We start from the raw sequence: 25,335 nt of genomic DNA, 5'->3' as shown, positions 1-25,335 counted from the left end.
GAAACCCATTGTGACAGGCTCCTCCTAGAAAATAACCGATATATTATATATCTATATAATATACTATTTTCCACAAAAAGTAAAGTTAAACATACATTGGAAAAGCACTTATTTTACTGATAATTCGTATGTTCCATCACCATTATCATATTTATATACATACAAGTAATACTTACCTGGTTTTGCATTAAAGTTTGCCTCTATATGATTTCCATTTGCTTGACCGTAGGCAGCATAATTTTGCATATCTGATTCATGGTGAAGTACCCATGTCATCCCGATTCCATACTCATTTAAAACGGAAATATCGATATCTTTGGCTGATGCTACATTAAATGTATAAACATCAGTGTGATCTCCGCCGATAAGGCTACCTTTTATAGTAGTGTTTAGCCCAATACGATTTGCTTCCTCTGGACGATTATTTGATTCTGATTCTGATTCTGTTAAACTTCCATCTTTAACCGTGACAGTTGTTTCGCTTCTGCTCTCTTTCCCTTTATCATCTTTTACTATTAACGCTACTTTATATGAACCTTCTCTTTCATATACATGTACTGGATTTACTTCTGCACTTGTGCTTCCATCTCCAAAGTCCCATAAATACGAAACGATTTTTCCATCTTCATCTTTTGAGCCATCACTTTTAAATTGAATACCTTCTTTTACAAGCCCATTATAAGGGCCATTTATATTAATCGTTGGAGCTTTATTTTCTCCGTCATCTTTTTCGATACCGTGAAAGACTACATCATATTCAAATTGATTTGAGCTATTCACACGGTAATTGACGAAATATGCTGTAACAGTTTTGTAGCCACTCCATTCTTTTTGCGCCAGTTGTTCTAAAGCTTCATTTACTTTCTTACTCATTGCGTTCCAATCTTCTGACTCACCTTTTGTTACACTACCTGTATACGTACCTTCTAATGTAAATGTATTAAAGAATTGGGAGCTATGTTTTGTCATTTTTGCATCTTTCATCGGCAACGTTTCAGTAATTTCTTTCTCTACTGCTGTTAACGATTTTGGTGCATGTTCAGCTAAATAATCATCTGCTACTTCCGGTACATTATATTTATCTTGATTATCGATTAGCTGCTGCATATACTCTTGATACTCTTTATTTAGTTTAGGATCTTTACTTAAAGTTTCACGATATACATCATAATTTTTCACGTCATTTGCACGAATTAAATCTTGAATTTTATCAAACGTTTCAAATTGATGTGTATATAAGTAAGACTGTAATGCAAATGAGTAGTTATAGAAATCCCAAGAGCCATATTTAGCAAATAATGTTCGCTCTGCTGTATAACGGCTTGCAGGATCAGATGATAATCCACTAATGATGCTCTTTCTCGGTACTACGTTATTTGTACGAGTAGACCCTGCGAAAAACTCTGCATTTCCTTCTTGGAACCAAGTTAACCTTTCATTTTGATACATGTCTCCTCTTCCGAATAAACCTGGCACTTCATATCTCCCTTGAAGATAATGAGTAAACTCATGACGGAATAACTCTTCTAAACTATAAATGCTTTGTTCTGGCGTGCGCTCATATGTAAAGAATGTTCCTGTTTCTTCAATATAAATTCCACCGTTATTTGTTTCGTATCCATAAAGTTGTCTATTTAACTGGTACTCCTCTGGACTGTTATAAATTACTATCGTTAATACATCATCTGCATTTCCTGGCTCTAACGCTTTGTCATTTCCAATTACACGATGATACTGCGCTTTTACTTCCTTCGCAGCCCAGTATAGTCTCTTAATTTTTTCTTCTGATACTTTATCTCCTGTTTTAAACACAATAGATCCATCGTCGAATGTGTACGTCTTTGGTAGGTATTGCTCTTTTCCTTCTTTACGTATTTTCTGTAAATCTACTGTATTCCCGCTATAATCTTTTCCATTATAATTTGTTGTAATTTGTTCTACTGCGACAAAATACGGTTCACTTAACCGCGGATACATATGCATTGCTTGTGTTACAACTTCTAATCCTTTATTTGGATTGCTATGAAACTTCCCTAAACGACTAGCAAAGTAAATTCCATTATTAACGAGCCACTTATTTTCTGGCGTTACTTCATTTAAAAGAGCAATACGATTTATTTCATTAATAAACCCATCTACTTTCCCATACCACATCGTTTCATTCGCTTCTTTACGAACCTCAATTAAGTAAGACTGTATATCATAGTCAATACCTTGCATAATATCGTATATTGCTTGTCCCTTCATTCGATCATTTACATATGTAGTAAAATTATCATTGTATTGCTTTAAAATATTCGATGCATATTGAACTGTTTCAACATCACTTGATGCATTACTAATTAATTTACCGTATGCAGATATGACTGTATCTTGTTCAGCTGTACCAAGCTTAAAGTTTGGATTTTTTGCGATTGCTTTTAAAGCAGGTAAACATTTGTCCTGGAAGCTTCTTTCATTTAATTCACTTAATTCGTTATTATAAAATGCCAGATAAAAAGCTGAACGTAACACTTCCGTAAATGTTTGAATTCCTTTTGAATCATCTTTCGTAAATGTACTACCACGATGAGCTAATTCATCTATAACGACTTGCATTTTCCCTTTATCTTTATAAAAAGCTTTTGCATCTTCATTAAACTGGAATAAGTCTGTAATTTGGTGCCACTTAATGCTGCCTAACGTTTCAACTAATTCGTGATCATTCATTTTGTTTAAATCAGCCATTGAATAGCTTTCCTTAACTTTCTTTACTGCCGCTTTGTTCGGAATAGATGCTGGTCGCTGTGAAAAATCTCCTACTTTTAACCGTTCTTGAAACGATAATGTTTCCTCCGCTTTAGAAACGTGTCCAATCTCATCTACTGGTTTTTCAATTCCAACTGGTTTCGTTTTCAACACATTATACGGTACTTTTTCTTCCGCTGATGCAGGAGCTTGAAGTGCCCCTAACGATAAAGCCATTGTACTAATACTAAGCATCACTTTATTGATTTTTGATTTCTTGTTCATATCCTTGCCCCCTATTCAAATATTCCATTCACGAATTTAACATAAAATCTGGATACAACAATATAAAATGCAATATTTCATATTATTTCTTCCTACAATTTGTACATATCGTGAACAAATTTACCTTTATCTAACCTCCAATAGTTATGAATCTAAAGCGATTAAGCTTACCTTTTACACATTTTAAAAATCGAATTTTTTGACAATTAATCCTTTAATTGTTATGGTTAATATAATTGTTAACTTTATTAAACAAGGGTGGGATTCTATGATAAAAAAAGAAAACAGTGTATTCTATATCTCCATCTTGCTAACAACATTATTCATCATATGGGGAATTACCCCGGCAAGTTGGATACAAGGCTATGATTTACAAAGTGTTACATCTTCTTTAAACTCATTTATCCTCAATAAATTTGGATGGTTTTACTCTCTACTTATGACCGCAATGATTATTTTAGCTACGTATTTAGCATTTTCTAAGTACGGTTCTATTCGTCTTGGTAAAGATGGAGAAAAACCAAAATACAGTTATCCATCTTGGTTATCCATGTTGTTTGGAGCAGGAATGGGAATTGGACTCCTCTTCTATGGAATCGCTGAACCGATTTCACATTTTACAGATCCATTAACAGGAAAAGCAGGTACAGAGGAAAGCGCCAAGCTCGCTATGCAATATTCATTTTTCCACTGGGGCCTCTTTCCATGGTCACTATACGCAATGGTTGCTTTAACAATTGCATATTTCACATTCCGCAAACAAAAAGGTAGCACAATTGGCGCTACAGTTACTCCGTTATTTAATCGATCGAAAAATTCTCCTATCGGAAAAACAGTCGATATTTTAGCTGTTTTAGCCACTGTATTCGGTATTGTGCCATCTGTTGGGATTGGCGCTCAACAAATCGCCGGAGGATTAAGCTATTTATTCCCTTCTATTCATAATACTTTACTTACACAGCTCGTACTTATCGCCATCTTCGCTGTTTTATATTTAACAAGTGCACAAACCGGCTTAGATCGTGGGATTAAATATTTGAGTAACTTAAATTTCTCTCTTGCAGGTATTTTACTCGTCTCCTTTTTACTTTTAGGACCAACTGTATTTATTATGAAATATTTCACGTCTACACTCGGTTCTTATATTGGGGCTTTACCTAGTATGGGATTAAATTTAGGAGCATTTAACGAAAAATCTTCTTCTTGGATTGAAAACTGGACTATTTTCTATTGGGGATGGTGGATCTCTTGGTCTCCATTCGTCGGTACATTCATTGCCCGTATTTCTAAAGGGCGCACAATAAAAGAATTTATCTTTGGAGTTGTATTAGTCCCAACTCTTATCTGTACATTTTGGTTTGCAGTATTTGGCGGTACCGCTATCCATATGGAAATGTTCCAATCACTTGGAATAGCTGATGAAATTGCAAAAAATGGTACAGAGATTGGGTTATTCGCTGTTATTTCACACCTACCATTCTCTACATTTTTAACAATTATCGGGTTAATTTTAGTAGCGACATTCTTTGTTACTTCTGCCGACTCAGCAACATTTGTTGTTTCTATGCAAACGAGTAACGGAAGCTTATCACCGAAAAATAGCTTAAAACTTATATGGGGATTAACAATCGCGATAATTGCAGCTATTTTATTACAAGCTGGAGGATTAAATGCACTACAAATTGCAGCAATAATCGCAGCACTACCATTTTCTATCGTAGTCGTTCTTATGGTTACTTCGCTCTTTAAAGAGCTGCGAAAAGAAGATTTTAATTCGCAAACGAAAGAAGTCTCTCAAAAAATAAAAAAGATTATGTAACGATTAGCACCTCAAATTACTTCTAAATCCGTAATAACTGAGGGAAAAGTAGATTAATAAAACCCATTCGTATGAAATATAATTTTCATACGAATGGGTTTTCACTCTATTATATAGTGTTGTAAACATGACTTCTCCTCAAATCCTACTTTCTTGTACAACTTCATTGCACGATCATTATTCGTATTCAAACATAATTCTATCTCCTTCATTCCTTGGAAGGAGAAAATATACTGAATTGCCTTTTGTAATAACCGCTCTCCGACACCTTTTCTTCTACTATTTTCAGCGGTTGCAATAAATTCGATATTCGCTTCTTGAAACTCTGGATTTACTTCCACATATACGTAACCTTCTAACTTCTCATTCTTCATACTTACAAATAATTTATTCGTATCACTTAAACGTCCAATAATTTCATTTCCTTCATAATATGTATTAGGAAAAACATGATTGTGTAAATCGATAAACTGCTCAAATACTTGTGGTAAAGCCTCTTCTACATTACATATAATACGTTGCTCCACAATATTATTTAAAATGAGAATACTATGTCGACCTTGTTCTTTTGCATGTAAATTCTTCATTAAACGGGCACAATTATTATTTTCCACATGATAAAAGCCATAAAGTTCCTCAATATGAAAAGGCACCTTTTCTATAAGTTCCTTCCACATATGTAAAGCAACTTCTTCCCAATTCTCTGCTTTAATAAACGGTCCCCATATTTCTGCACATTTCTTTACTTCATCCACATCAAATCCTAATACACCAATTATTTTATTGTCCTCATAAGTAACAACAAAGGATCCTTCCCAACCTATATCAGAAAAATCATGAAGAATTGTATGTAACAACTCCCCTTTCTCATCTCCACAATAACCGACATGATGAATAGCATCTTTGTTTACAGTTGCAATAAATGATGCAATCTCTTCAACCTTTAAAATAGTACTAACATACATAACCTCTCCTCCTTCTCTAATACATTTACACTTTTCCCATTTATATCCTTCAAAAAAGACATTATTATAAGCATATTTCAAAATGAAATCGCCATAATAATGTCTTCTCAAAAAATTATATAATCATTTTACATTATAAAAAGATAAAACGTTTTTATTTCTTAAATAATCTCTTTCTAAATACGAACATACTTAGTGCGGAAAGAACAAGTGTTATTCCAGAAAGTAAAGTTGATGTGCTAGCTTCACCACCTGTTGATGCTAAAGATTTCTTACCTTCCTCTTGCTTATTAGCATGTTGTTTATTTAAATTGTCTGCTTTTCTCTCTTCGTTTTCAACAACTTGATTATTCCCTTTTGGCTCTTGATTCAATCCAGTTACTAATCCTTTTGTTGACTCTCTTACTTCCTCCTCTTTTACTTTTTCAGCTTCTTTCACTGGCTCTTTTACTTCTTCTTTTACCTCTTCAACTTCTTTCACTGGCTCTTTTACTTCTTCTTTTACCTCTTCAACTTCTTTCACTGGCTCTTTTACTTCTTCTTTTACCTCTTCAATTTCTTTCGTTGGCTCTTTTACTTCTTCTTTTACCTCTTCAATTTCTTTCGTTGGCTCTTTTACTTCTTCTTTTACCTCTTCAATTTCTTTCGTTGGCTCTTTTACTTCTTCTTTTGCTTCTTCAATTTCTTTTGTTGGTTCCTTTACTTCTTCTTTTACCTCTTCAATTTCTTTCGTTAGCTCTTTTACTTCTTCTTTTGCTTCTTCAATTTCTTTTGTTGGTTCTTTCGCTTCTTCTTTTGCTTCTTCAATTTCTTTTGTTGGTTCTTTCGCTTCTTCTGTCGATATTAATTTTTCTACTATATTCTGCATGACGATGCCACTATATAATATGCCAGTCTCATAATGATCTGCATCTAAATCAAATTCATATATTTTTTCTCCTAGAGTACTCCAAATGATTCCATCATCAGTAAGAATTCCACCTGCACTCTTTAACGTAATCTTTTCAATTCGTTCTCCTTCTAAATCATATACAGGTATTTTAACTTCCCTATTTATTTCTGCATCATCTAAAATGACCTTTTGCCTTCTGACATCAATTGTTCCCCATTGACCTAATTGTATTAACGGCCTTACATCACGAACTTCATTTCCTGCTAAATGTAAGCCAAGTAAGTCTAGCATGGAACCAAGAACCGATACATCTTTAATATGATTGTCCGCAAGATTTAACCATTGTAGATTTTTTAATGAAGATAGTGGTGTTATATCTTCAATTTGATTATGAGATACATTCACATCGTTCAACTTTTCTAAGTTCGAGATAAATTTGATATTTTTCAACCCTACTCCTTCTAAAGTGAGTTTTTCTAAGTTCGTCATGTACTCTAAACCTGTTAGATTTTTTATCTCTTTTCCTTTTTCTTTAAGTATCTCTAATGTTTTAATCTGTAATAAATCTTCTTTTGTTATAGGGGCATTTAGATTCTCTCTACCAAAATTCTTTTGATTAATATGTTGTTGTAAACTCTTGTCGAGTATTACATTTCCATTTTGTTCCCGGTCCTCTTTTACTGTTTCCTTTATTTCATCTAACCTTTCAACAACATTTTGAATTACTGTTCCATTAAACTTAATACGATTCTCTTCTGGCTTTATATCCAATATAAATTCATATGTTTTTTCACCGGTAGTACCCCATTTAACAGAACCATTATTAACTATTCCATCTTCACTATTCAATTGAATAATATCAATTGGCTCTCCTTGTAAATTATAGATAGGTATTTTAACTTCCTTATCTTTTTCTACATCATCTAAAAAGATTTTTTGTCTTTGAATATCAATATACATTCTTTTTCCTAGTTCTTGAACTGGTCTAACATCACGAATTTCATTTGAACCTAGTTTTAAATCATATAAACCTGTTAATTGACTAAGTGGCGTTATATCTGAAATATAGTTTTCTTCTAGATTTAGTTTCTGTAACCCTGATAATTTTGATAATGGCGTAAGATCTACTAATTCATTTTTGGAAAGCCCTAATTCAATTAATTTATTCATTCCATTAATATGTTCAACATTACTCAATCCATTATTGCTTATTTCAAATGTCTTTAAATTCTTTAATTGGTGAACTCCTTCAAGGCCTGCATTACTAATTTGATTATTTGCTACAGTCAAAGTCCTTAAAGATTTCACTGTAAATAATGGTTTAATATCTTTTATATCATTACTATTTAAATCTAGCATTTTAACCTTCTTCATTTGGCTTAATGGGCTTAAATCTGAGATTTTATTGTTTCTCAAAGTTAAAAACTCCAGATGCTCTAACTCAGCCAAAGGTCCAATATCTTTAAGTTCACCATAAGTTATACTTAATGATTTCAATTGCCTCAAGTTCGAGATAAATTGTATATTTTCCAACTTAACTTCTTCCAACGTTAAGCTTTCTAAGTTCTTCATATGTTCTAGGCCGCTTACGTCTTTTATTCCTTTACTTTTGGCTTCAACGACTATTAAAGATTTAACTTTTAATAAATCTTCCTTAGTTATTGGAGTATTTAGATTCTCTCTATTCAAGTTATATTTATTAATATGCCTTTGTAGTTGCTTATCTACTATTACATTCGCATCTTGTTGATCCACTTTATCCTCTTTATTTTCCTTTTGTTCTTCTGGAACATTGTTCTCTAAATTCAATGTATTTACTTCAAATTGCACTTGATACTTATTATCATAGGCCATTGTCGGAATATAAATATGCATTTGCATATTATACCTTTTCCCTAATTCTCCTACTTCAAACTGAATCACTTTCGTTCCATTTTTCTTTTTATCTTCTGATATTACTTTTACATCATGGAATACACCTGGAGTATGAATATCCTCTGTTTTCAAGTATTGAAAGAAATCACTATCACTTAACGTTGCCGTTACAATTTTCTTTCCTTTCTCAATTGTTAATTTAGGATTTTTTATATAAACAGCTGCCATAGACTCTTCATTCGTTTTATCTTTATACGCCTTAATAACAGCATCATATGTACCATCTTCTAAAGCATGCCCAGTTTTATTCACCTCAATTGCTACTGCTGCTAAAGCAGGCGTTGAGTACGCAGCAAATGGAAGTGATAACGCCGCAGCTATAATCATCGCATTTATATGTTTTCTTTTATTTTTTTTCAACTTTACATCTCCTCCAAAATATATAAATCTAAATGTAATTATATCTCGAATAAATGATAATGATTTTCATTTTCATTGTCAACTAGGAAAATAAAAAGTTTACAAAAAAATAACCCCTTTTTAAAGGGGTTATGCCATTTTCTCTCCAGCTTCTTCTCTAAAGAAGCTCTTCATTGCATGGAATACATCTGCTTTTTGCTTTAAAATATAATATCTGAAATTCTCATCTTTAATATTTTTATAGGCTGACATGAGGGTACTATGGCGGTTGTACTGATTCACTTCCCCATATCCAAACATATTACACTTCTTCATTAACTCTTCAACAAGCTTTACACATCTAGCATTATCTGATGTTAAATTATCACCGTCTGAAAAATGGAATGGATAAATATTATAGCGGTCTGGTGAGTATTTATTATCAATTAGCTCGAGTGCTTTTTTGTATACAGAAGAACATATTGTTCCGCCACTTTCTCCTTTTGAGAAAAACTCTTCCTCTGTAACTACTTTTGCCTCCGTATGATGGGCAATAAACTCAATATCTACTGTTTCATACTTCGTCCGTAGGAATCTCGTCATCCAGAAAAAGAAGCTGCGTGCCATATATTTCTCCCATATTCCCATTGATCCACTCGTATCCATCATTGCTAATACAACCGCTTTAGAATCTGGCTTTAATACTTCATTCCAAGTGCGGAACTTTAAATCTTCTTGATGAATTGGATGGAAGGATGCTTTACCACGCATCGCATTTCGTTTATATGCGGATATCATCGTTCTTTTCTTATCGATGTTGCCCCATAATCCCGTTTTTCTAATGTCATTAAATTCAACATGTTCAATCCGATTTTCATCCATTTCTTTTCTCTTCAAATTAGGTAATTCTAATTCTTTGAAAAACGCTTGCTCTAATTCTAGAATAGAAACTTCAGCTTCATAATAATCTTCTCCAGCTGAATCTCCTGCCCCTTGCCCTTTTCCTGGTCCTTTTTGTTTTTGACCACCTGATCCATCTCTCGCAACGACATCACCAACTTTGCTGTCACCGTTTCCTTGCCCAACATGTTTGTTTTTATCATAATTGTACCTAATCTTATATTCATCTAAAGAGCGAATCGGTATTTTTACAACATCCTTACCATTAGACATCACTATACTTTCTTCTGTTACAAGATCGGGTAAATTATTCTTAATTGCCTCTTGTACTTTTTCTTGATGGCGTTGTTGGTCGTCATATCCTTTGCGATGGAGGGACCAGTTTTCCTGTGAAATCGTATAATTTGGTTGGTTTTCTTCACCCATTTCTTTCCCTCCTTACTGTAATTGTCTTCCTATATGAACAGCAAGCTAAAAATTTTGTTTTATACTGTGCCAGCTAGAATGAAAGGTAACTGCCCATCGAAAATCATCCCATAAACATATATAACGTTTTTCATATAATACTCCGAGCATCCTAAACAAAATTTTGCCACTCACATAATAGAAATGACATTTAACCGTCGATAAGAAAGAAACACAATGCATTGTTGCACACATTTTCACTTTGCAACATATTGTATTGTGTTGGCTTTTTTCGTATGAATGGTTGGTTACTCTATCATATGCATATTGCAAAAATAATTGACAATAAATTCATAAAATTGCATCTTAATTTATTATATTTGGACAAGGTATGACACTTTACACATATGAACGGATAATAAAACGCTGTCCCGCAAAATACAAGAGACAGCGTTTTGTTATCAAACTATCGATTTAGCAGGCTACCTACATAGCGTAATAATTCATTTGCTGAAGAAGAATTATAGCCGTGTTCATCAATTAAACGTGCAACAACATCATTGATTTTCTTCAGCTGATTTTCGTCTGGCGTTTTCGTTGATGTTGTAATTTTCACTATATCTTTTAAATCAGCAAATAGCTTCTTCTGAATCGCTTCACGAAGACGTTCGTGCGAATTATAATCGAAGCGTTTCCCTTTACGTGCATAAGCAGAGATGCGGATTAATATTTCTTCCCGGAATGCTTTTTTAGCATTTTCCGAGATTCCAATTTGCTCCTCAATCGAGCGCATTAATTTTTCATCTGGGCTCATTTCTTCTCCTGTTAACGGATCACGTAACTTCGACTTATTGCAGTACGCCTCAACGTTATCTAAGTAATTATCCATAAGTGTCTTAGCGGATTCTTCGTATGAATAAACAAACGCTTTTTGTACTTCTTTCTTCGCGATTTCATCGTATTCTTTTCTCGCTAATGAAATGAAATTCATATAACGCTCTCGGTCTTCATTACTAATCGATGGGTGCTGATCCAACCCATCTTTTAACGATCTAAGCACATCTAGGGCGTTAATAGACGGTACCTCTTTTCGAATAATTGTAGAAGAAATTCGGTTAATAACGTAACGAGGATCAATACCTTTCATACCTTCATCTTGATATTCGCGTTGCAGCTCCTCTACATCAATCGCATTATAACCTTCTACCGTTTCTCCATCATACAAACGCATCTTTTTAATTAAATCAATATCTGGACGCTTCGGATCTTTTAAACGAGTTAAAATCGTAAACATTGCTGCAACTCGAAGTGTGTGCGGTGCAATGTGCACATCGGACACGTCACTTTCACGAATCATTTTTTCATAAATATGTTCTTCTTCACTAACCCGTAAATTGTATGGGACCGGCATTACGATAATACGCGAATGTAATGCTTCATTTTTCTTATTTGCTATAAAGGAACGATACTCTGTTTCGTTCGTATGCGCTACGATTAATTCATCTGCTGAAATAAGCGCAAATCTTCCTGCTTTGAAATTCCCTTCTTGCGTAAGAGATAATAAATGCCATAAAAATTTCTCATCACATTTTAACATCTCTTGGAATTCCATCATTCCTCGGTTCGCCTTATTTAATTCTCCATCAAAGCGATACGCTCGAGGATCTGATTCTGAACCATATTCTGCAATTGTAGAGAAGTCAAGACTACCTGTTAAGTCAGCAATATCTTGTGACTTCGGATCTGAAGGACTAAATGTACCAATCCCTGTACGGCGATCTTCCGAGAAGAAAATACGCTCTACAACTACATCCTCAATTCTTGACCCATATTCTTGTTCTAAACGCATCACATTTAGTGGTGATAGATTCCCTTCAATTCTGACTCCATACTCATCAAAGAAATCATCTCGTAAATGATGCGGAATTAAATGAAGTGGATCTTCATGCATTGGGCAACCTTTAATTGCAAAGATTGCTCCGCGATCTGTTCTTGAATAAGTTTCTAATCCTCGTTTCAACATCGTAACTAATGTTGATTTCCCTCCACTAACAGGACCCATTAATAATAAAATACGTTTTCTAACATCTAATCGTTTTGCTGATGGATGAAAATATTCCTCTACAAGGCGTTCTAAAGCATCCTCTAATCCAAATAGCTGATTACTAAAGAAATTATACTTTCTTCTGCCATCAACTTCTTCAATTCCAGCGTCTTTTATCATATTGTAAATGCGAGAGTGTGCTGTTTGAGCCACCCATGGTCTTTCCTTCACAAGCTCTAAATACTCCGCAAACGTACCTTCCCATTGTAAGCGTTCTTCTGCTTCTCGATGCTGTTCAATTTTTTTAAGAATATCCATTATAGCTCCTCCCCCATCTCCTTGTTCAATCGGATTATTATAAAAGGTATGCTAGGATGTCCTCAAACATTCTTTAAATCAAAATGAAATATATAGTAGTCATATAAAATTCTCTCCAAAATTCAAAGAAAATTCTGTATAATATAGGTATTAAAGTTTTTACACCGCTATTCATTATAAATAAATTCTTTTCTTCCAAGAACCTTACATACATTTCGAATAATAATTAGGATTCATAAACCGAAAACGTAAGGAGGATATTAGTATGAAATTATTATTGATTTTAGGTGTATCACTCACATTTCTTACAGCCATTTTTACATCTGGTTACAATGATAAACCAGGTACACATAAAAAGTGATGTGCTTTTTAGCACATCACTTTTTTCTTTATCAATCATTTGTAATACGTATTTTCCACATCATATTTTGATAGCGGTCTACTATAATAATAACCTTGTACAAATTTCACATTCTTTTCCTTCAAAAATTGTATTTGTTCTGCTTTTTCTACTCCTTCTGCAATTACATTCAATTCCAAAGTATGAGCTAAATGAATAATTGCAGCCGTAATATTCGTATCACGTTCATCTACATGTATACCTTCCATAAAAGAACGATCGATTTTCAAAGTATCAATTGGATACGTTTTTAAATAACTTAAAGATGAATATCCCGTCCCAAAATCATCTAAATGAATCTTTAAATTTTGTTCTTTTAATTGTAGCAATACTCTTTTCGATATGTCTTTATGTATAAGGGCTCCTTCGGTAACCTCTATCGCTAATAGATGAGCTGGTACGTTGTACTTATGTAAAGCACGTGTAATCATTTCTATTAATGTAATAGAGCGAAAGTGCCTAGCTGAAATATTAACTGCAACTGGGACAACTTCATATCCTTTATTTAACCATTCACGTATTTGCTGACACACTTCATTTACTACCCATTCATCAAGCTTAATAATAAATCCTGTTCTTTCTGCTAGCGGAATAAATTGATTGGGATAGACAAATCCTAATTCTTTATTCTCCCATCTTATTAAAGCCTCCATACTGGCTATTTTTTTCGTTTCAATATTCATTTGCGGCTGATAATATAAGAAGAATTCATTTTTTTCTATAGCACGATGTAATTGGTTTTCTATTATAAATCTTTGTTCACGCTCACAATCTAATCCACTACAATAAAAATGATAATGTCCTTTTCCTTTTTCTTTCGCTTTTTCCAAAGCAGCATCAACTCTTTGGAATAATATTTTTTCATCTTCTCCATCTGTTGGAGCCATTACAATTCCGATTGACGCACTTAAATACACGTCCTCTTCTTCAATTACAAAATGTTCGCTAATCTTTTTTTGTATGCTTTTTGCAACTACCTTTACACGTTCTTTCGTTATATTTTCTATTAACATAACAAATTGATCATCGTGTTCTCTAAATAAATGCATACCGTCTATTTGGAGACTGCTTAAACATTCTGTAACTTTTTGTAATACTTTATCTCCTTCTTTATGACCAAACGTATCGTTAATAAGATGAAATTCATCTAAATCTATAAAGATAAACGCAAAATCTATCTTCTCATTTAAGAAATTATTTAACTTATTTGTACATGAAATTCTATTCATTAATCCTGTTAACTGATCATAGTAAGCTAAATATTCCGTTCTCATCTCATTTAATACTTGCCTTGTAACATCCCTCGTAACAATATAAACCCCAACAATTTCACCATTCACAATAATTGGAATAGTTCTCAAAGAAATATAGAGCTCGTACCCTTCTTTATGAACATATTTCTTTGAAACAATTTGCTTTGCTCTTCCTTGCATAGCCCCTTTAAATATAATTTGAAAATCTTTTTCATATTCTTTATTAATAAATTCAAAAATAGATTTATTATTTAATTCTTCATATCGGTATCCAAATATTTCATACGTTGCTGGATTTGCATATGTAATTTTCCCTATAGAATCTATAGATATAATAGAGTCATTATTATATTCTAGTAATGACTTAAATAACATTTGTTTTTCCTCTATCTCAATCTTCTCCTCAATTTGAGCTGTAATATCCCTCGTAATACAAATAATAAACTGACATACACCTTCTTCGTCAAATACAGGATTAAGTGAAGATTCATAATGTATCTCACCCTTTGGTAAACTAACTACATCACAAAAGGTATGCGCTTTCGCTTCGCTCGCTACTTTTGCATATTGCACTTGCAATATTTCCGCCGTATCTTTCGGTAATACTTCTGCAAAAGTTTTTCCATAACATTCTTCACTTAGCTTCGCATAATCCATACCTAACTTATTTACATAAATATATTTAAAGGTTTCATCATCAATAACTTTCACAATAAATACTAAATCTTGAATAGCATGTAATAATCCTCTTCTTATTAAATCCATATCTATCATACTTAAAAAGGTATTTTGATTACTATATTGTTCCTTCATATTTATCTCAACCTGTCTGATCTATTTTTATTCATATATCCCATTCTATATGAATATGTCCCCTTTTTTAAATGTATGATTACATATTTATTTTTATTTTTAGAAAAAAAGTCGCCATATGGCGACTTTTAATAAACAATTTCTAAATCTAATCCTGGATAATTTTGTTGACGGAACGCTTCATAAATTAAAATAGCTGCTGTATTAGATAAATTTAATGAGCGCACTTTATCAGTCATTGGAATACGTAAACAATGATCGAAGTTTTCTTCGATTACATTAGCTGGTAAACCGTTTGTTTCTCTTCCAAATACAAAGTAGTAATCCTTCTCACGTTTACTATAATCAAACGCTGTATGAGCCTTCTCGCCATACTTTGTTAAATAGAAGAATTCACCGTCTTTATTTTTCTCATAAAATTCTTCAATTGAATCATAATACGTAATTTTCACGTGCTGCCAATAATCTAATCCTGCACGCTTTAACATTTTATCATCCGTTGAAAATCCAAGCGGTCTAATCAAATGTAATTCTGTTCCAGTTGCTGCACAAGTACGAGCAATATTCCCTGTATTTGCTGGAATTTCTGGTTGATATAAAACAACATGTACTCCCACGCGATATTCACCTCTGTTTTTTGTCTACTACGTATTATACCACTTGAGCGAAAAATCTCTACCCATTAATAATATGAAAGAATTTATATTTCATTTGTGGTGTATATTTACTAGAATCTTCATAGTTCCAATAACGCTGACGGCTATTCGCTGAATGTGCGTTTACAAGTGGCATACCATCCGCATCTTTCGCTACTACAATCGTCGTATGATTCCACCTACCATCATCCTCGAAATCATAAGCGATGACATCACCAAGAATAAGGTCCTCTGGTCTTTCTACTGCTTCTGCTCGAAGCCCCGTTGTAGCACCTGACAAATACCAATAAAAAGAGTGTGCGACAGCCCAGCTCCAACTCCACTGATTCTCCCTTTGCCACCATCCTTTACGAATATTAGGATATCCATTCATTGGTACTTCTCCAGTATGAAGACATTGAGAAATAAAATTCGTACAATTATCAGGGAAATTACGATATACAGGGTTTCGATCATCCCACCAACGTTCCGCATATTTAACTGCCTCTAAACGATTATACTGATAAGAACCATACTTCTCCTTTGTAATTTCCCTTTCTAATGTCTCACCCATTCCAACTGCTTCTGGCACTTCAATAGCATAATCACCTATTACCCGACTATTATTTAAACAAACTCTTCGTTTTAATTGTTCCTCTTCGATGTAAAATAATTCCTTATGCTTAATTAAATATTTAAAATGTATTTGATAATCAACTTCTTTATGATTGCTATTATTTAATTGTCTTATGAAAGAAACGTCCGCAGTTGCTTTCACTATATGTGCATTACGCTTTTGAAACAATTGTTTCTTTCTCAGTGCTATTTGTAATAAATCTGCAGCAATACCATCTACACTTGTTCGTTTCTCTGTTATATATGCTAAAAATTGTTGTACCTGCTTTTCAATATTTATTTTTACAGCCATTTCGTCTCCCTCCCATATTACAATATGAAAAAGGGAGATATTATCTACTCTTTTTTCTGCGCTAACAATTCAAGTCCGCGATTCATTTCATGAAGAACCTCTTCGTCTTTCTCACGTTGCATCGCTTTTTCAATAGCTTCGCCCACGCCGTCTCCACCAATTTTCCCAAGTGCCCACGCTGCTGTTCCGCGAAGTACTGGTCTTGGATCATCTTTCATAACGCCTATTAAATCTGGAATTGCTGATGCTTCTTTAAAATGTGCAAGTGCCAAAATCGCATTACGTTGCAACGGCTTTTTACCTCTCCATGAACCAGACATAATTCCATATTTCTCTTTAAAATCACGATTGCTAATTGTTAAAAGTGGTGTTAATAACGGCTTAACTAACTCAGGATCTGGTTCCATCTCAGGGTGATTATGAAAATCCATTCCTTTATTTTTCGGACAAACAGTCTGACACGTATCGCATCCATAAATACGATTTCCTATTTTGTCGCGATATTCTTCCGGTAGGAATCCTTTCGTCTGTGTTAAAAATGCTATACATTTCTTCGAATCTAACTGTCCTCCTTGTATTAAAGCACCTGTAGGACAAATATCAATACATTTTGTACAGCTTCCACATTGATCTTCTATTGGCTGGTCGGGTGGAAATGGAACGTTTGTAATCATTTCTCCTAAATATACATACGAACCAAATTCAGGTGTAATAATAGCGCAATTCTTACCGCTCCATCCAATACCGGCACGCTCCGAAACAGCTCGATCACTTAATTCACCCGTATCAACCATTGACTTAACTTCTATATCGGGAAGTTTTTCGATTAAATATGCTTCTAATTTTTGCAAACGATCTCGTAAAACAAGATGATAATCTTGTCCCCAAGAAGCACGACAAAAAATCCCGCGGCGTTCTCCACGCTTACTTAATGGTGCATTTTTTAATTTTGAAGGATACGCTAACGCAATCGCAATAATTGATTTCGCACCAGGCAGTAAAAGCTGTGGGTTCGTTCTCTTTTCTATATCAGGCTCTTCAAATCCAGATTGATAATTTAATTGTTGCTGCTGGATTAAACGCTGCTTTAATTCCTCAAATGGTGAAGCACTAGCAAAGCCTATTTTATCTATACCAATTGTTTTACTATACGCAATGACATCTTGCTTTAATTGTTCAAAATCCATTCCTAATCGCCTCCTCAGATGAATTCATCCCTTATGTAACGACTATATTGGTTAGCAATTCTCTTTTGGAATACTATTCTTTACTTCTATTTTCGCATACAATCATGCTTTTCAAACATTAAAAAACGCAATGCCTCGTTTATCTCGGAAACGAAACACTGCGTTGATCACAATTTATAGAAAAACATTAAATAAAATTTGGAGCGGGTGAAGAGAATCGAACTCTCGACCAGAGCTTGGAAGGCTCTTGTTTTACCACTAAACTACACCCGCAAATATGAAATAAATATAAGATATTAGAATAACTTATGTAAAGTAGTATAGCATGTAAAAAAAGCGGAAGCAAGAATTTTATCGAAAAAAGTCGAAAAAGTGATGAGTATCTCATCACTTTTTCAATTCTTTATCAATTGCTTTCTTCATACTATCGAAATCGGGATTTGCAAGATTTCCATTTATATATACTGAAGGAGCGCCTTGTACTTTTAATTTTTGAGCACGATCTGAATCTTTACGTACTTTTTCTTTCATTTCTTTACTATGTAAATCTTTTTTAAATTGCTCTACATCAACTTTCGGAAGCTTTTCTTTCACAATATTAAGAAGTAATTCTTCTGTAATCCATTCTTCCGTGTCTTTCTTTTGACTTTGATAAATCTCATCATAGAAAATCCAGAATGAATCTTTATCTTGCTTATAAATTGCTTCACCAGCTGCTGCACCTAAATCAGAGTCTTTTCCGATAAATGGGAAGTTAATAAAATATAACTGCACTTTACCTTTATCTATATACTCTTCTTTTAATCGTGGTAATACTGTTACATCCCAAGTACGACAAGCAGGACATTTGAAGTCTCCAAATTCAACTACCTTAACCGGAGCATCATCTTTCCCTAAAGATTGTTGTGTGGAATAAGCAAACATCTCATTCCCTTTATCTTTTTTGTCATTTATGATGCTATACGCAATCGTTCCGATTACAATCAATACTGCAATGGAAAAAACTATACCAAGAGCCATGAGTTTGTTCGATGATTTCATATACATTCCTCTTTAAATTCATATTCTGTATACAGCATTGTACACAATACACATAATATCAATACTTACATATATCACGCAATGAACACGCTCACATAAATTACAAAAATACAACATTTGTGACGATATTGTGTCACAAATTGTCACAATTTATTCAAAAAAAGAAGCTCCTATGTAGGAACTTCCCTTAGCTTACTGCCTTTTCACGTGCATTCTTTAACATCGACTGCTCTGTTTTTATATCATGACGGATTACTAATTTCTCACTAACTGCTTGCACATACTCATCATGATTGATATAGCCTTCTTTCTCCATTAACCTCAAAACTACATTCCTTCTCTCAACTGCTTTATCGTAATTTTGTGCAGGTGAGTAATAAGCTGGTGCCTTTACTACAGCAGCCATCATTGCACTTTCAGCCAACGTTAATTGGCTCACCTTTTTACCGAAGTAAAGGTTTGCTGCCTTTTCAATTCCCCATGCTCCTTCTCCGTAATAAATATTACTTACATACAATTTTAAAATTTCATCCTTCGTAAATGTGCGTTCAATTTTTTTCGTGTAAAAAATTTCTTTCCACTTACGAGAAAATGTACGTTCATTCGTTAAAAAAGCATTTTTGGATAATTGCTGTGTAATTGTGCTTCCTCCTTGCACAACACCACCAGCTTTTATATTCTCAACAGACGCTCTGACAATCGCTATATAATCTAAACCGTTATGATGATAAAACCTTTTATCTTCTGTTGCAATAAATGCATGTGTTAATGATTCTGGCACCTCTAACTTAGCCGGTACATGTAATTTACTAATATCACTTTGCTCGATCATCACATTTCCAACGAATAATAACGTACAACTTAACAATAATAATAAAATAATGGCTTTATAAAAGAATTTAGTCATTGGATTTAATGCAATTTTTTGATGATAGTTCACCCTAGATAATACTCGTTCTTTCATCTTGAACACCTCTTTTCCACACAGCGTATAACTCTTACTTTAAGAATACCTTGTTGTAAAAAAACATCCCATCGATTTCTCTTACACGTACCTTACATCATTGTAAGGTATAAAAAAGTATTGTATCACAGTCTTTTTTTATCTACTATTCATCTAAAATATTGAATATAGATTATGCTAAACCAATAACAGAGTATACCTTAATCCTATACGACCCTATTAAAACATCCTATTTTCATTATATCATCTACAAATATATATATTTGTAAGTATCTAGTAATCTAAATGTATACAATATATCATACATTATACAGAACAAACGTTCTCGAAATCAATACTAGCACTATTATTATTTTGACCTTTTTCTTAAACAGTATACAAAAAAGAGTAGTGATTTGATTGTATCTCAAACCAGCTACTCTTTTCTTTACAATCTACCTATTAAATTATACGGCTGCACTTCCCACGTTTCGTATGGAATAAAATGTGTTGCTCTTATCGCATCAAGCGTTCTGGATTTCATATGAGGACGCGTTATGTACTCATCTATGTTCTCTTCATTTAAAGCAACAAATTTAGCCTCTTGTATTTCTTCAGGCTGAATTTGTATTTCACCGCTCACATATGCGACTTTAAAAACAACAGATAAAATATGCATAGAAGCATTATAGTAAACACCTGTAACTCCAAGCGGCTTCACAGTTAAACCCGTCTCCTCAAACATTTCCCTACAAACTGCTTGATCAAGCGCTTCTCCTTCTTCCACTTGTCCACCTGGCAACTCCCACGTATCTGCTCGCCAATGTACTTTAGCCAATAACACTTCACCTGTTTCATTTGTTAAATAGCCTGCTACGGCAACGATATGCTTTGGTGTTTTATGTTCCATATTAAACCTCCTAGAAATAATGATTATTTCATATATCCCTATAAGCATATTCCCTGTCTACAACAAAATCCCTTTACTAATTCATCAACTTAATTAACCGCATAAAAAAAGCCCCTTATCCGTTAAACGAACAGGGGGCTTCTATCGAATTATTCTCCTAAGTCTACGTTGTGGTAAACTTGTTGCACATCTTCTAGATCTTCTAATGCATCAACCATTTTTTCAAATTGTACTTGAGCATCTTCAGGAAGTTCTACATCACTTTGTGCAAGCATTGTTAATTCTGCAACTGTGAATTCTTCAACACCAGCATCTTTAAGTGCAGATTGTACAGAATGGAATTGATCAGGTTCAGCATACACGATAACAGCATCTTCTTCTTCAAGAATGTCACGTGCATCTACATCTGCTTCCATTAAAATTTCAAGAACTTCATCTGATGTTTTACCTTCAAGACCGATAACAGCTGTCGCATCAAACATGTAAGCTACAGAACCGTTTACACCCATGTTACCACTGTTTTTGCTAAAGGCAGCTCGTACATCTGCTGCAGTACGGTTTACGTTATTTGTAAGTGTATCTACAATAACCATAGCTCCATTTGGCCCAAATCCTTCATAACGAAGCTCGTCATAATTTTCCTCTGAACCGCCTTTTGCTTTTTCCACTGCACGATCAATAATTGTTCTTGGCACATTGTATGTTTTCGCACGCTCTAATACGACTCTAAGCGCTTGGTTTGATTCTGGATCTGGCTCACCTTGTTTTGCTGCCACATAAATTTCACGTCCAAATTTCGCGTATATACGGCTTGTATTTGCATCTTTTGATGCTTTTTTATCTTTAATATTATTCCATTTACGACCCATACTTTCCACTCTCTTTCCCGTTTTAAATCTACATAAAAATATTAATATGAAATATAATGTGTGTTCAACACATTTTTAAAAGAAATATAAAAAGTTCATTTTTGATTCATATTACAGACATAATATAAATCATTATCATTTTGTTCTTTCGACAAGTTATATTATACATGAATTCCTACATTTATCACGAATTTTAGAATCACATAACATAATTTAGCAAAAAAACTCTACCATTTCTGTTAGAGTTTTTTACATCGTCGATAACAATTTCCATAATATTCCCTTTGTTACTTCCTATTGCTGTATAATTAAAATAGGAAAAAATTTGAAATGATAATGGGGGAGAATTATTATGACACATTCAAATGAGAAAAAAGCACATGTGCTTAAAGGGATAGAAGAAAAGCTAAACCCAACTATCTATCAAGTGAGATTCATGAAATTAGATAAACCAATTCAATTTGAGTCGTTTCCTGAATTAAAGGAATTAGGGGACTGGTTGAGTACTTCAACGCACATGTGGTCGTGCCACTCAACTATGTACAAATACAACAGAGAAAAGTTTGAAAAGAAGTTTTTAGAAATTACAAAATTAACAGCTGATCATGTGCTAATATCTACTGGCGGTGTCGGATTTAACTTCATGTCACCGGGCTGGAGAAGTTCTCTCTAGAGTGCTTAAAGAGAATATTGTATATACAATATTCTGCTGATATTTTATAGGATAATGTAATTAAGAGAATAAAAATGAATGTTTATTTTTATTCTCTTATTGTTTCTTTTTCGTGTAATGAAAACACAAAAAATCTCTATACAATTAGTATAGAGATTTTTATTACGCCGTTCATGATACCGATGGTCGGGGTCGAACCGACACTCCCGAAGGAACACGATTTTGAGTCGTGCGCGTCTGCCAATTCCGCCACATCGGCACAAAAGAAAAGGCGGCAACCGGATTTGAACCGGTGATAAAGGTTTTGCAGACCTCTGCCTTACCACTTGGCTATGCCGCCATATTAAATTTCATTGGAGCGGAAGACGGGATTCGAACCCGCGACCCCAACCTTGGCAAGGTTGTATTCTACCACTGAACTACTTCCGCAAAAATGGCTGGGCTAGCTGGATTCGAACCAGCGCATGACGGAGTCAAAGTCCGTTGCCTTACCGCTTGGCTATAGCCCATCGAATTCTTACTTAATTATATGTAAGTATCAATTAGATTATTTATAATTTTTAAAATAAAAATGGGGCGACTGATGGGAATCGAACCCACGAATGCCGGAGCCACAATCCGGTGCGTTAACCACTTCGCCACAACCGCCATGTTGTGTAAATATATTTGGCAGGGGCAGTAGGAATCGAACCCACACTGGAGGTTTTGGAGACCTCAGTTCTACCTTTAAACTATGCCCCTATGTAAATGGTGGAGGGGGGCAGATTCGAACTGCCGAACCCGAAGGAGCGGATTTACAGTCCGCCGCGTTTAGCCACTTCGCTACCCCTCCGAAACTTACATGGTGCCGGCTAGAGGACTTGAACCCCCAACCTACTGATTACAAGTCAGTTGCTCTACCAATTGAGCTAAGCCGGCGTATTTTATTAAAACAAATGGTGGCTCGGGACGGAATCGAACCGCCGACACGAGGATTTTCAGTCCTCTGCTCTACCGACTGAGCTACCGAGCCTTATTAAAATGGCGGTCCCGACCGGGGTCGAACCGGCGATCTCCTGCGTGACAGGCAGGCATGTTAACCACTACACCACGGGACCATTTGGTTGCGGGGACAGGATTTGAACCTGCGACCTTCGGGTTATGAGCCCGACGAGCTACCGTGCTGCTCCACCCCGCGATAATATTATTCATATAGTTTATATGGTGGAGGATGACGGGATCGAACCGCCGACCCCCTGCTTGTAAGGCAGGTGCTCTCCCAGCTGAGCTAATCCTCCAAAAGTGGTGACCCGTACGGGATTCGAACCCGTGTTACCGCCGTGAAAGGGCGGTGTCTTAACCACTTGACCAACGGGCCAAATATTATAAATCCTATGGCGGAGAGCAAGGGATTCGAACCCTTGATACGCTTGTGACGTATACACGATTTCCAATCGTGCTCCTTCGGCCAACTCGGACAGCTCTCCAATGGCTCCGCAGGTAGGAATCGAACCTACGACCGATCGGTTAACAGCCGATAGCTCTACCGCTGAGCTACTGCGGAATAATATTGCCTGGCAACGTCCTACTCTCACAGGGACAAGGTCCCAACTACCATCGGCGCTAGAGAGCTTAACTTCCGTGTTCGGTATGGGAACGGGTGTGACCTCTCTGCCATCATTACCAGACATTATTCTTTTGAGACAATCATTATTATAACTTATTCACTTTAAAAGTCAACAAGTTTTTTATGTTCTCTCAAAACTAGATAACATCGCTACATATTATATGGTTAAGTCCTCGATCTATTAGTATTCGTCAGCTCCACATGTCACCATGCTTCCACCTCGAACCTATCAACCTGATCATCTTTCAGGGATCTTACTAGCTTACGCTATGGGAAATCTCATCTTGAGGGGGGCTTCATGCTTAGATGCTTTCAGCACTTATCCCTTCCGCACATAGCTACCCAGCTATGCCCTTGGCAGAACAACTGGTACACCAGCGGTGCGTCCATCCCGGTCCTCTCGTACTAAGGACAGCTCCTCTCAAATTTCCTACGCCCACGACGGATAGGGACCGAACTGTCTCACGACGTTCTGAACCCAGCTCGCGTACCGCTTTAATGGGCGAACAGCCCAACCCTTGGGACCGACTACAGCCCCAGGATGCGATGAGCCGACATCGAGGTGCCAAACCTCCCCGTCGATGTGGACTCTTGGGGGAGATAAGCCTGTTATCCCCGGGGTAGCTTTTATCCGTTGAGCGATGGCCCTTCCATGCGGAACCACCGGATCACTAAGCCCGACTTTCGTCCCTGCTCGACTTGTAGGTCTCGCAGTCAAGCTCCCTTATGCCTTTGCACTCTACGAATGATTTCCAACCATTCTGAGGGAACCTTTGGGCGCCTCCGTTACACTTTAGGAGGCGACCGCCCCAGTCAAACTGCCCACCTGACACTGTCTCCCGGGTCGATAAGACCCGTAGGTTAGAATTTCAATACAGTCAGGGCGGTATCCCACCAGCGCCTCCACCGAAGCTAGCGCTCCGGTTTCAATGGCTCCCGCCTATCCTGTACAAACTGTACCAAAATTCAATATCAGGCTACAGTAAAGCTCCACGGGGTCTTTCCGTCCTGTCGCGGGTAACCTGCATCTTCACAGGTACTATAATTTCACCGAGTCTCTGGTTGAGACAGTGCCCAAATCGTTACACCTTTCGTGCGGGTCGGAACTTACCCGACAAGGAATTTCGCTACCTTAGGACCGTTATAGTTACGGCCGCCGTTTACTGGGGCTTCAGTTCAGAGCTTCGCTTACGCTAACCCCTCTCCTTAACCTTCCAGCACCGGGCAGGTGTCACCCCCTATACTTCGCCTTACGGCTTCGCAGAGAGCTGTGTTTTTGCTAAACAGTCGCTTGGGCCTATTCACTGCGGCTTTCCGTTAAGAAAGCACCCCTTCTCCCGAAGTTACGGGGTCATTTTGCCGAGTTCCTTAACCAGAGTTCTCTCGCACACCTTAGGATTCTCTCCTCGCCTACCTGTGTCGGTTTGCGGTACAGGCCCCTTTTATCT

At 35.6% G+C, this 25,335-nt stretch carries 15 protein-coding genes, 16 tRNA genes and 2 rRNA genes (1 of these 33 cut by a window edge); 2 read left to right on the top strand and 31 right to left on the bottom strand.

The window, feature by feature from the left end; all coding sequences use genetic code 11:
* Positions 1 to 108: 108 nt before the first annotated feature.
* Entirely contained in the window at positions 109 to 3,012 is a 2,904-nt protein-coding gene (gene colA / locus ATN06_RS02915) for a collagenase ColA (protein WP_060629460.1), read from the bottom strand.
* A gap of 268 nt (positions 3,013 to 3,280) precedes the next feature.
* Between colA and opuD the strand changes: the two genes are divergently transcribed.
* Positions 3,281 to 4,831 carry a glycine betaine transporter OpuD gene (gene opuD / locus ATN06_RS02910; protein WP_060629459.1) on the top strand — a complete coding sequence of 517 codons (1,551 nt, stop codon included), beginning with the start codon at positions 3,281 to 3,283 and terminating at the stop codon, positions 4,829 to 4,831.
* Positions 4,832 to 4,932: 101 nt separating this feature from the next.
* Here opuD and ATN06_RS02905 read toward each other — a convergent pair whose 3' ends face one another.
* From ATN06_RS02905 to ATN06_RS02835, 13 genes are all read right to left on the bottom strand, one after another.
* Positions 4,933 to 5,796, bottom strand: a complete 864-nt coding sequence (locus tag ATN06_RS02905) for a GNAT family N-acetyltransferase (protein ID WP_060629458.1) — start codon at positions 5,794 to 5,796, stop codon at positions 4,933 to 4,935.
* A 154-nt stretch (positions 5,797 to 5,950) separates the two neighbouring features.
* A complete protein-coding gene (locus ATN06_RS02900; RefSeq protein ID WP_088116300.1) occupies positions 5,951 to 8,983 on the bottom strand; it encodes an NEAT domain-containing protein in 3,033 nt (1,010 codons plus the stop codon).
* A 129-nt stretch (positions 8,984 to 9,112) separates the two neighbouring features.
* Complete coding sequence (gene yhbH, locus ATN06_RS02895) at positions 9,113 to 10,288, bottom strand: sporulation protein YhbH (RefSeq protein WP_060629457.1); 1,176 nt, start codon at positions 10,286 to 10,288, stop codon at positions 9,113 to 9,115.
* A 445-nt stretch (positions 10,289 to 10,733) separates the two neighbouring features.
* Positions 10,734 to 12,629 carry a PrkA family serine protein kinase gene (locus tag ATN06_RS02885; protein WP_000353280.1) on the bottom strand — a complete coding sequence of 632 codons (1,896 nt, stop codon included), beginning with the start codon at positions 12,627 to 12,629 and terminating at the stop codon, positions 10,734 to 10,736.
* Positions 12,630 to 13,025: 396 nt separating this feature from the next.
* A complete protein-coding gene (locus ATN06_RS02875; RefSeq protein ID WP_060629456.1) occupies positions 13,026 to 15,095 on the bottom strand; it encodes a sensor domain-containing protein in 2,070 nt (689 codons plus the stop codon).
* Positions 15,096 to 15,223: 128 nt separating this feature from the next.
* On the bottom strand, positions 15,224 to 15,712 hold the full coding sequence (gene trmL, locus ATN06_RS02870; protein WP_000538147.1) for a tRNA (uridine(34)/cytosine(34)/5-carboxymethylaminomethyluridine(34)-2'-O)-methyltransferase TrmL: 489 nt from the start codon (positions 15,710 to 15,712) through the stop codon (positions 15,224 to 15,226).
* Positions 15,713 to 15,770: 58 nt separating this feature from the next.
* On the bottom strand, positions 15,771 to 16,658 hold the full coding sequence (locus ATN06_RS02865) for an amidase domain-containing protein (RefSeq protein WP_060629455.1): 888 nt from the start codon (positions 16,656 to 16,658) through the stop codon (positions 15,771 to 15,773).
* Between the two features lie 44 nt (positions 16,659 to 16,702).
* Positions 16,703 to 17,845, bottom strand: coding sequence for a tRNA epoxyqueuosine(34) reductase QueG (gene queG, locus ATN06_RS02860; RefSeq protein ID WP_060629454.1), 1,143 nt, complete (start codon positions 17,843 to 17,845; stop codon positions 16,703 to 16,705).
* A gap of 199 nt (positions 17,846 to 18,044) precedes the next feature.
* Positions 18,045 to 18,118: transfer RNA gene (locus tag ATN06_RS02855), tRNA-Gly, on the bottom strand.
* 114 nt (positions 18,119 to 18,232) lie between these two features.
* Positions 18,233 to 18,886, bottom strand: a complete 654-nt coding sequence (locus ATN06_RS02850) for a DsbA family protein (RefSeq protein WP_060629453.1) — start codon at positions 18,884 to 18,886, stop codon at positions 18,233 to 18,235.
* A gap of 187 nt (positions 18,887 to 19,073) precedes the next feature.
* Positions 19,074 to 19,850 (bottom strand): transglycosylase domain-containing protein, encoded by a 777-nt coding sequence (locus ATN06_RS02845; protein WP_060629452.1) that lies wholly within the window; start codon positions 19,848 to 19,850, stop codon positions 19,074 to 19,076.
* 427 nt (positions 19,851 to 20,277) lie between these two features.
* Positions 20,278 to 20,739, bottom strand: coding sequence for an NUDIX hydrolase (locus ATN06_RS02840; protein WP_060629451.1), 462 nt, complete (start codon positions 20,737 to 20,739; stop codon positions 20,278 to 20,280).
* Between the two features lie 149 nt (positions 20,740 to 20,888).
* Complete coding sequence (locus ATN06_RS02835) at positions 20,889 to 21,608, bottom strand: YebC/PmpR family DNA-binding transcriptional regulator (protein ID WP_060629450.1); 720 nt, start codon at positions 21,606 to 21,608, stop codon at positions 20,889 to 20,891.
* A 352-nt stretch (positions 21,609 to 21,960) separates the two neighbouring features.
* On the opposite strand from ATN06_RS02835, the gene ATN06_RS02830 reads away from it, so the two are divergent.
* Positions 21,961 to 22,281, top strand: a complete 321-nt coding sequence (locus tag ATN06_RS02830; RefSeq protein WP_060629449.1) for a DUF3884 family protein — start codon at positions 21,961 to 21,963, stop codon at positions 22,279 to 22,281.
* A gap of 177 nt (positions 22,282 to 22,458) precedes the next feature.
* On the opposite strand, the gene ATN06_RS02825 is transcribed toward ATN06_RS02830, so the two are convergent.
* From ATN06_RS02825 to ATN06_RS02745, 17 genes are all read right to left on the bottom strand, one after another.
* A tRNA-Leu gene (locus ATN06_RS02825) sits at positions 22,459 to 22,540 on the bottom strand.
* Positions 22,541 to 22,550: 10 nt separating this feature from the next.
* Positions 22,551 to 22,621: transfer RNA gene (locus tag ATN06_RS02820), tRNA-Cys, on the bottom strand.
* 14 nt (positions 22,622 to 22,635) lie between these two features.
* A tRNA-Gly gene (locus tag ATN06_RS02815) sits at positions 22,636 to 22,710 on the bottom strand.
* A gap of 5 nt (positions 22,711 to 22,715) precedes the next feature.
* A tRNA-Gln gene (locus ATN06_RS02810) sits at positions 22,716 to 22,790 on the bottom strand.
* A 63-nt stretch (positions 22,791 to 22,853) separates the two neighbouring features.
* A tRNA-His gene (locus tag ATN06_RS02805) sits at positions 22,854 to 22,929 on the bottom strand.
* 19 nt (positions 22,930 to 22,948) lie between these two features.
* A tRNA-Trp gene (locus ATN06_RS02800) sits at positions 22,949 to 23,022 on the bottom strand.
* Positions 23,023 to 23,029: 7 nt separating this feature from the next.
* A tRNA-Tyr gene (locus tag ATN06_RS02795) sits at positions 23,030 to 23,113 on the bottom strand.
* A 10-nt stretch (positions 23,114 to 23,123) separates the two neighbouring features.
* Positions 23,124 to 23,199 (bottom strand) — tRNA-Thr (locus ATN06_RS02790).
* 18 nt (positions 23,200 to 23,217) lie between these two features.
* Positions 23,218 to 23,293 (bottom strand) — tRNA-Phe (locus tag ATN06_RS02785).
* A gap of 9 nt (positions 23,294 to 23,302) precedes the next feature.
* Positions 23,303 to 23,378, bottom strand: a tRNA-Asp gene (locus tag ATN06_RS02780).
* Positions 23,379 to 23,381: 3 nt separating this feature from the next.
* Positions 23,382 to 23,458, bottom strand: a tRNA-Met gene (locus ATN06_RS02775).
* Between the two features lie 24 nt (positions 23,459 to 23,482).
* Positions 23,483 to 23,558 (bottom strand) — tRNA-Val (locus ATN06_RS02770).
* A gap of 5 nt (positions 23,559 to 23,563) precedes the next feature.
* Positions 23,564 to 23,638, bottom strand: a tRNA-Glu gene (locus ATN06_RS02765).
* 17 nt (positions 23,639 to 23,655) lie between these two features.
* Positions 23,656 to 23,747: transfer RNA gene (locus ATN06_RS02760), tRNA-Ser, on the bottom strand.
* A gap of 2 nt (positions 23,748 to 23,749) precedes the next feature.
* Positions 23,750 to 23,824 (bottom strand) — tRNA-Asn (locus ATN06_RS02755).
* A gap of 8 nt (positions 23,825 to 23,832) precedes the next feature.
* A 5S ribosomal RNA gene (gene rrf, locus ATN06_RS02750) occupies positions 23,833 to 23,948 on the bottom strand.
* A gap of 100 nt (positions 23,949 to 24,048) precedes the next feature.
* A 23S ribosomal RNA gene (locus tag ATN06_RS02745) occupies positions 24,049 to 25,335 on the bottom strand (it continues 1,635 nt past the right edge of the window).

The sequence above is a fragment of the Bacillus thuringiensis genome (genome assembly GCF_001455345.1).
Classification (GTDB): Bacteria; Bacillota; Bacilli; order Bacillales; family Bacillaceae_G; genus Bacillus_A; species Bacillus_A thuringiensis_N.
This window is presented reverse-complemented; position numbering and strand designations above follow the sequence as displayed.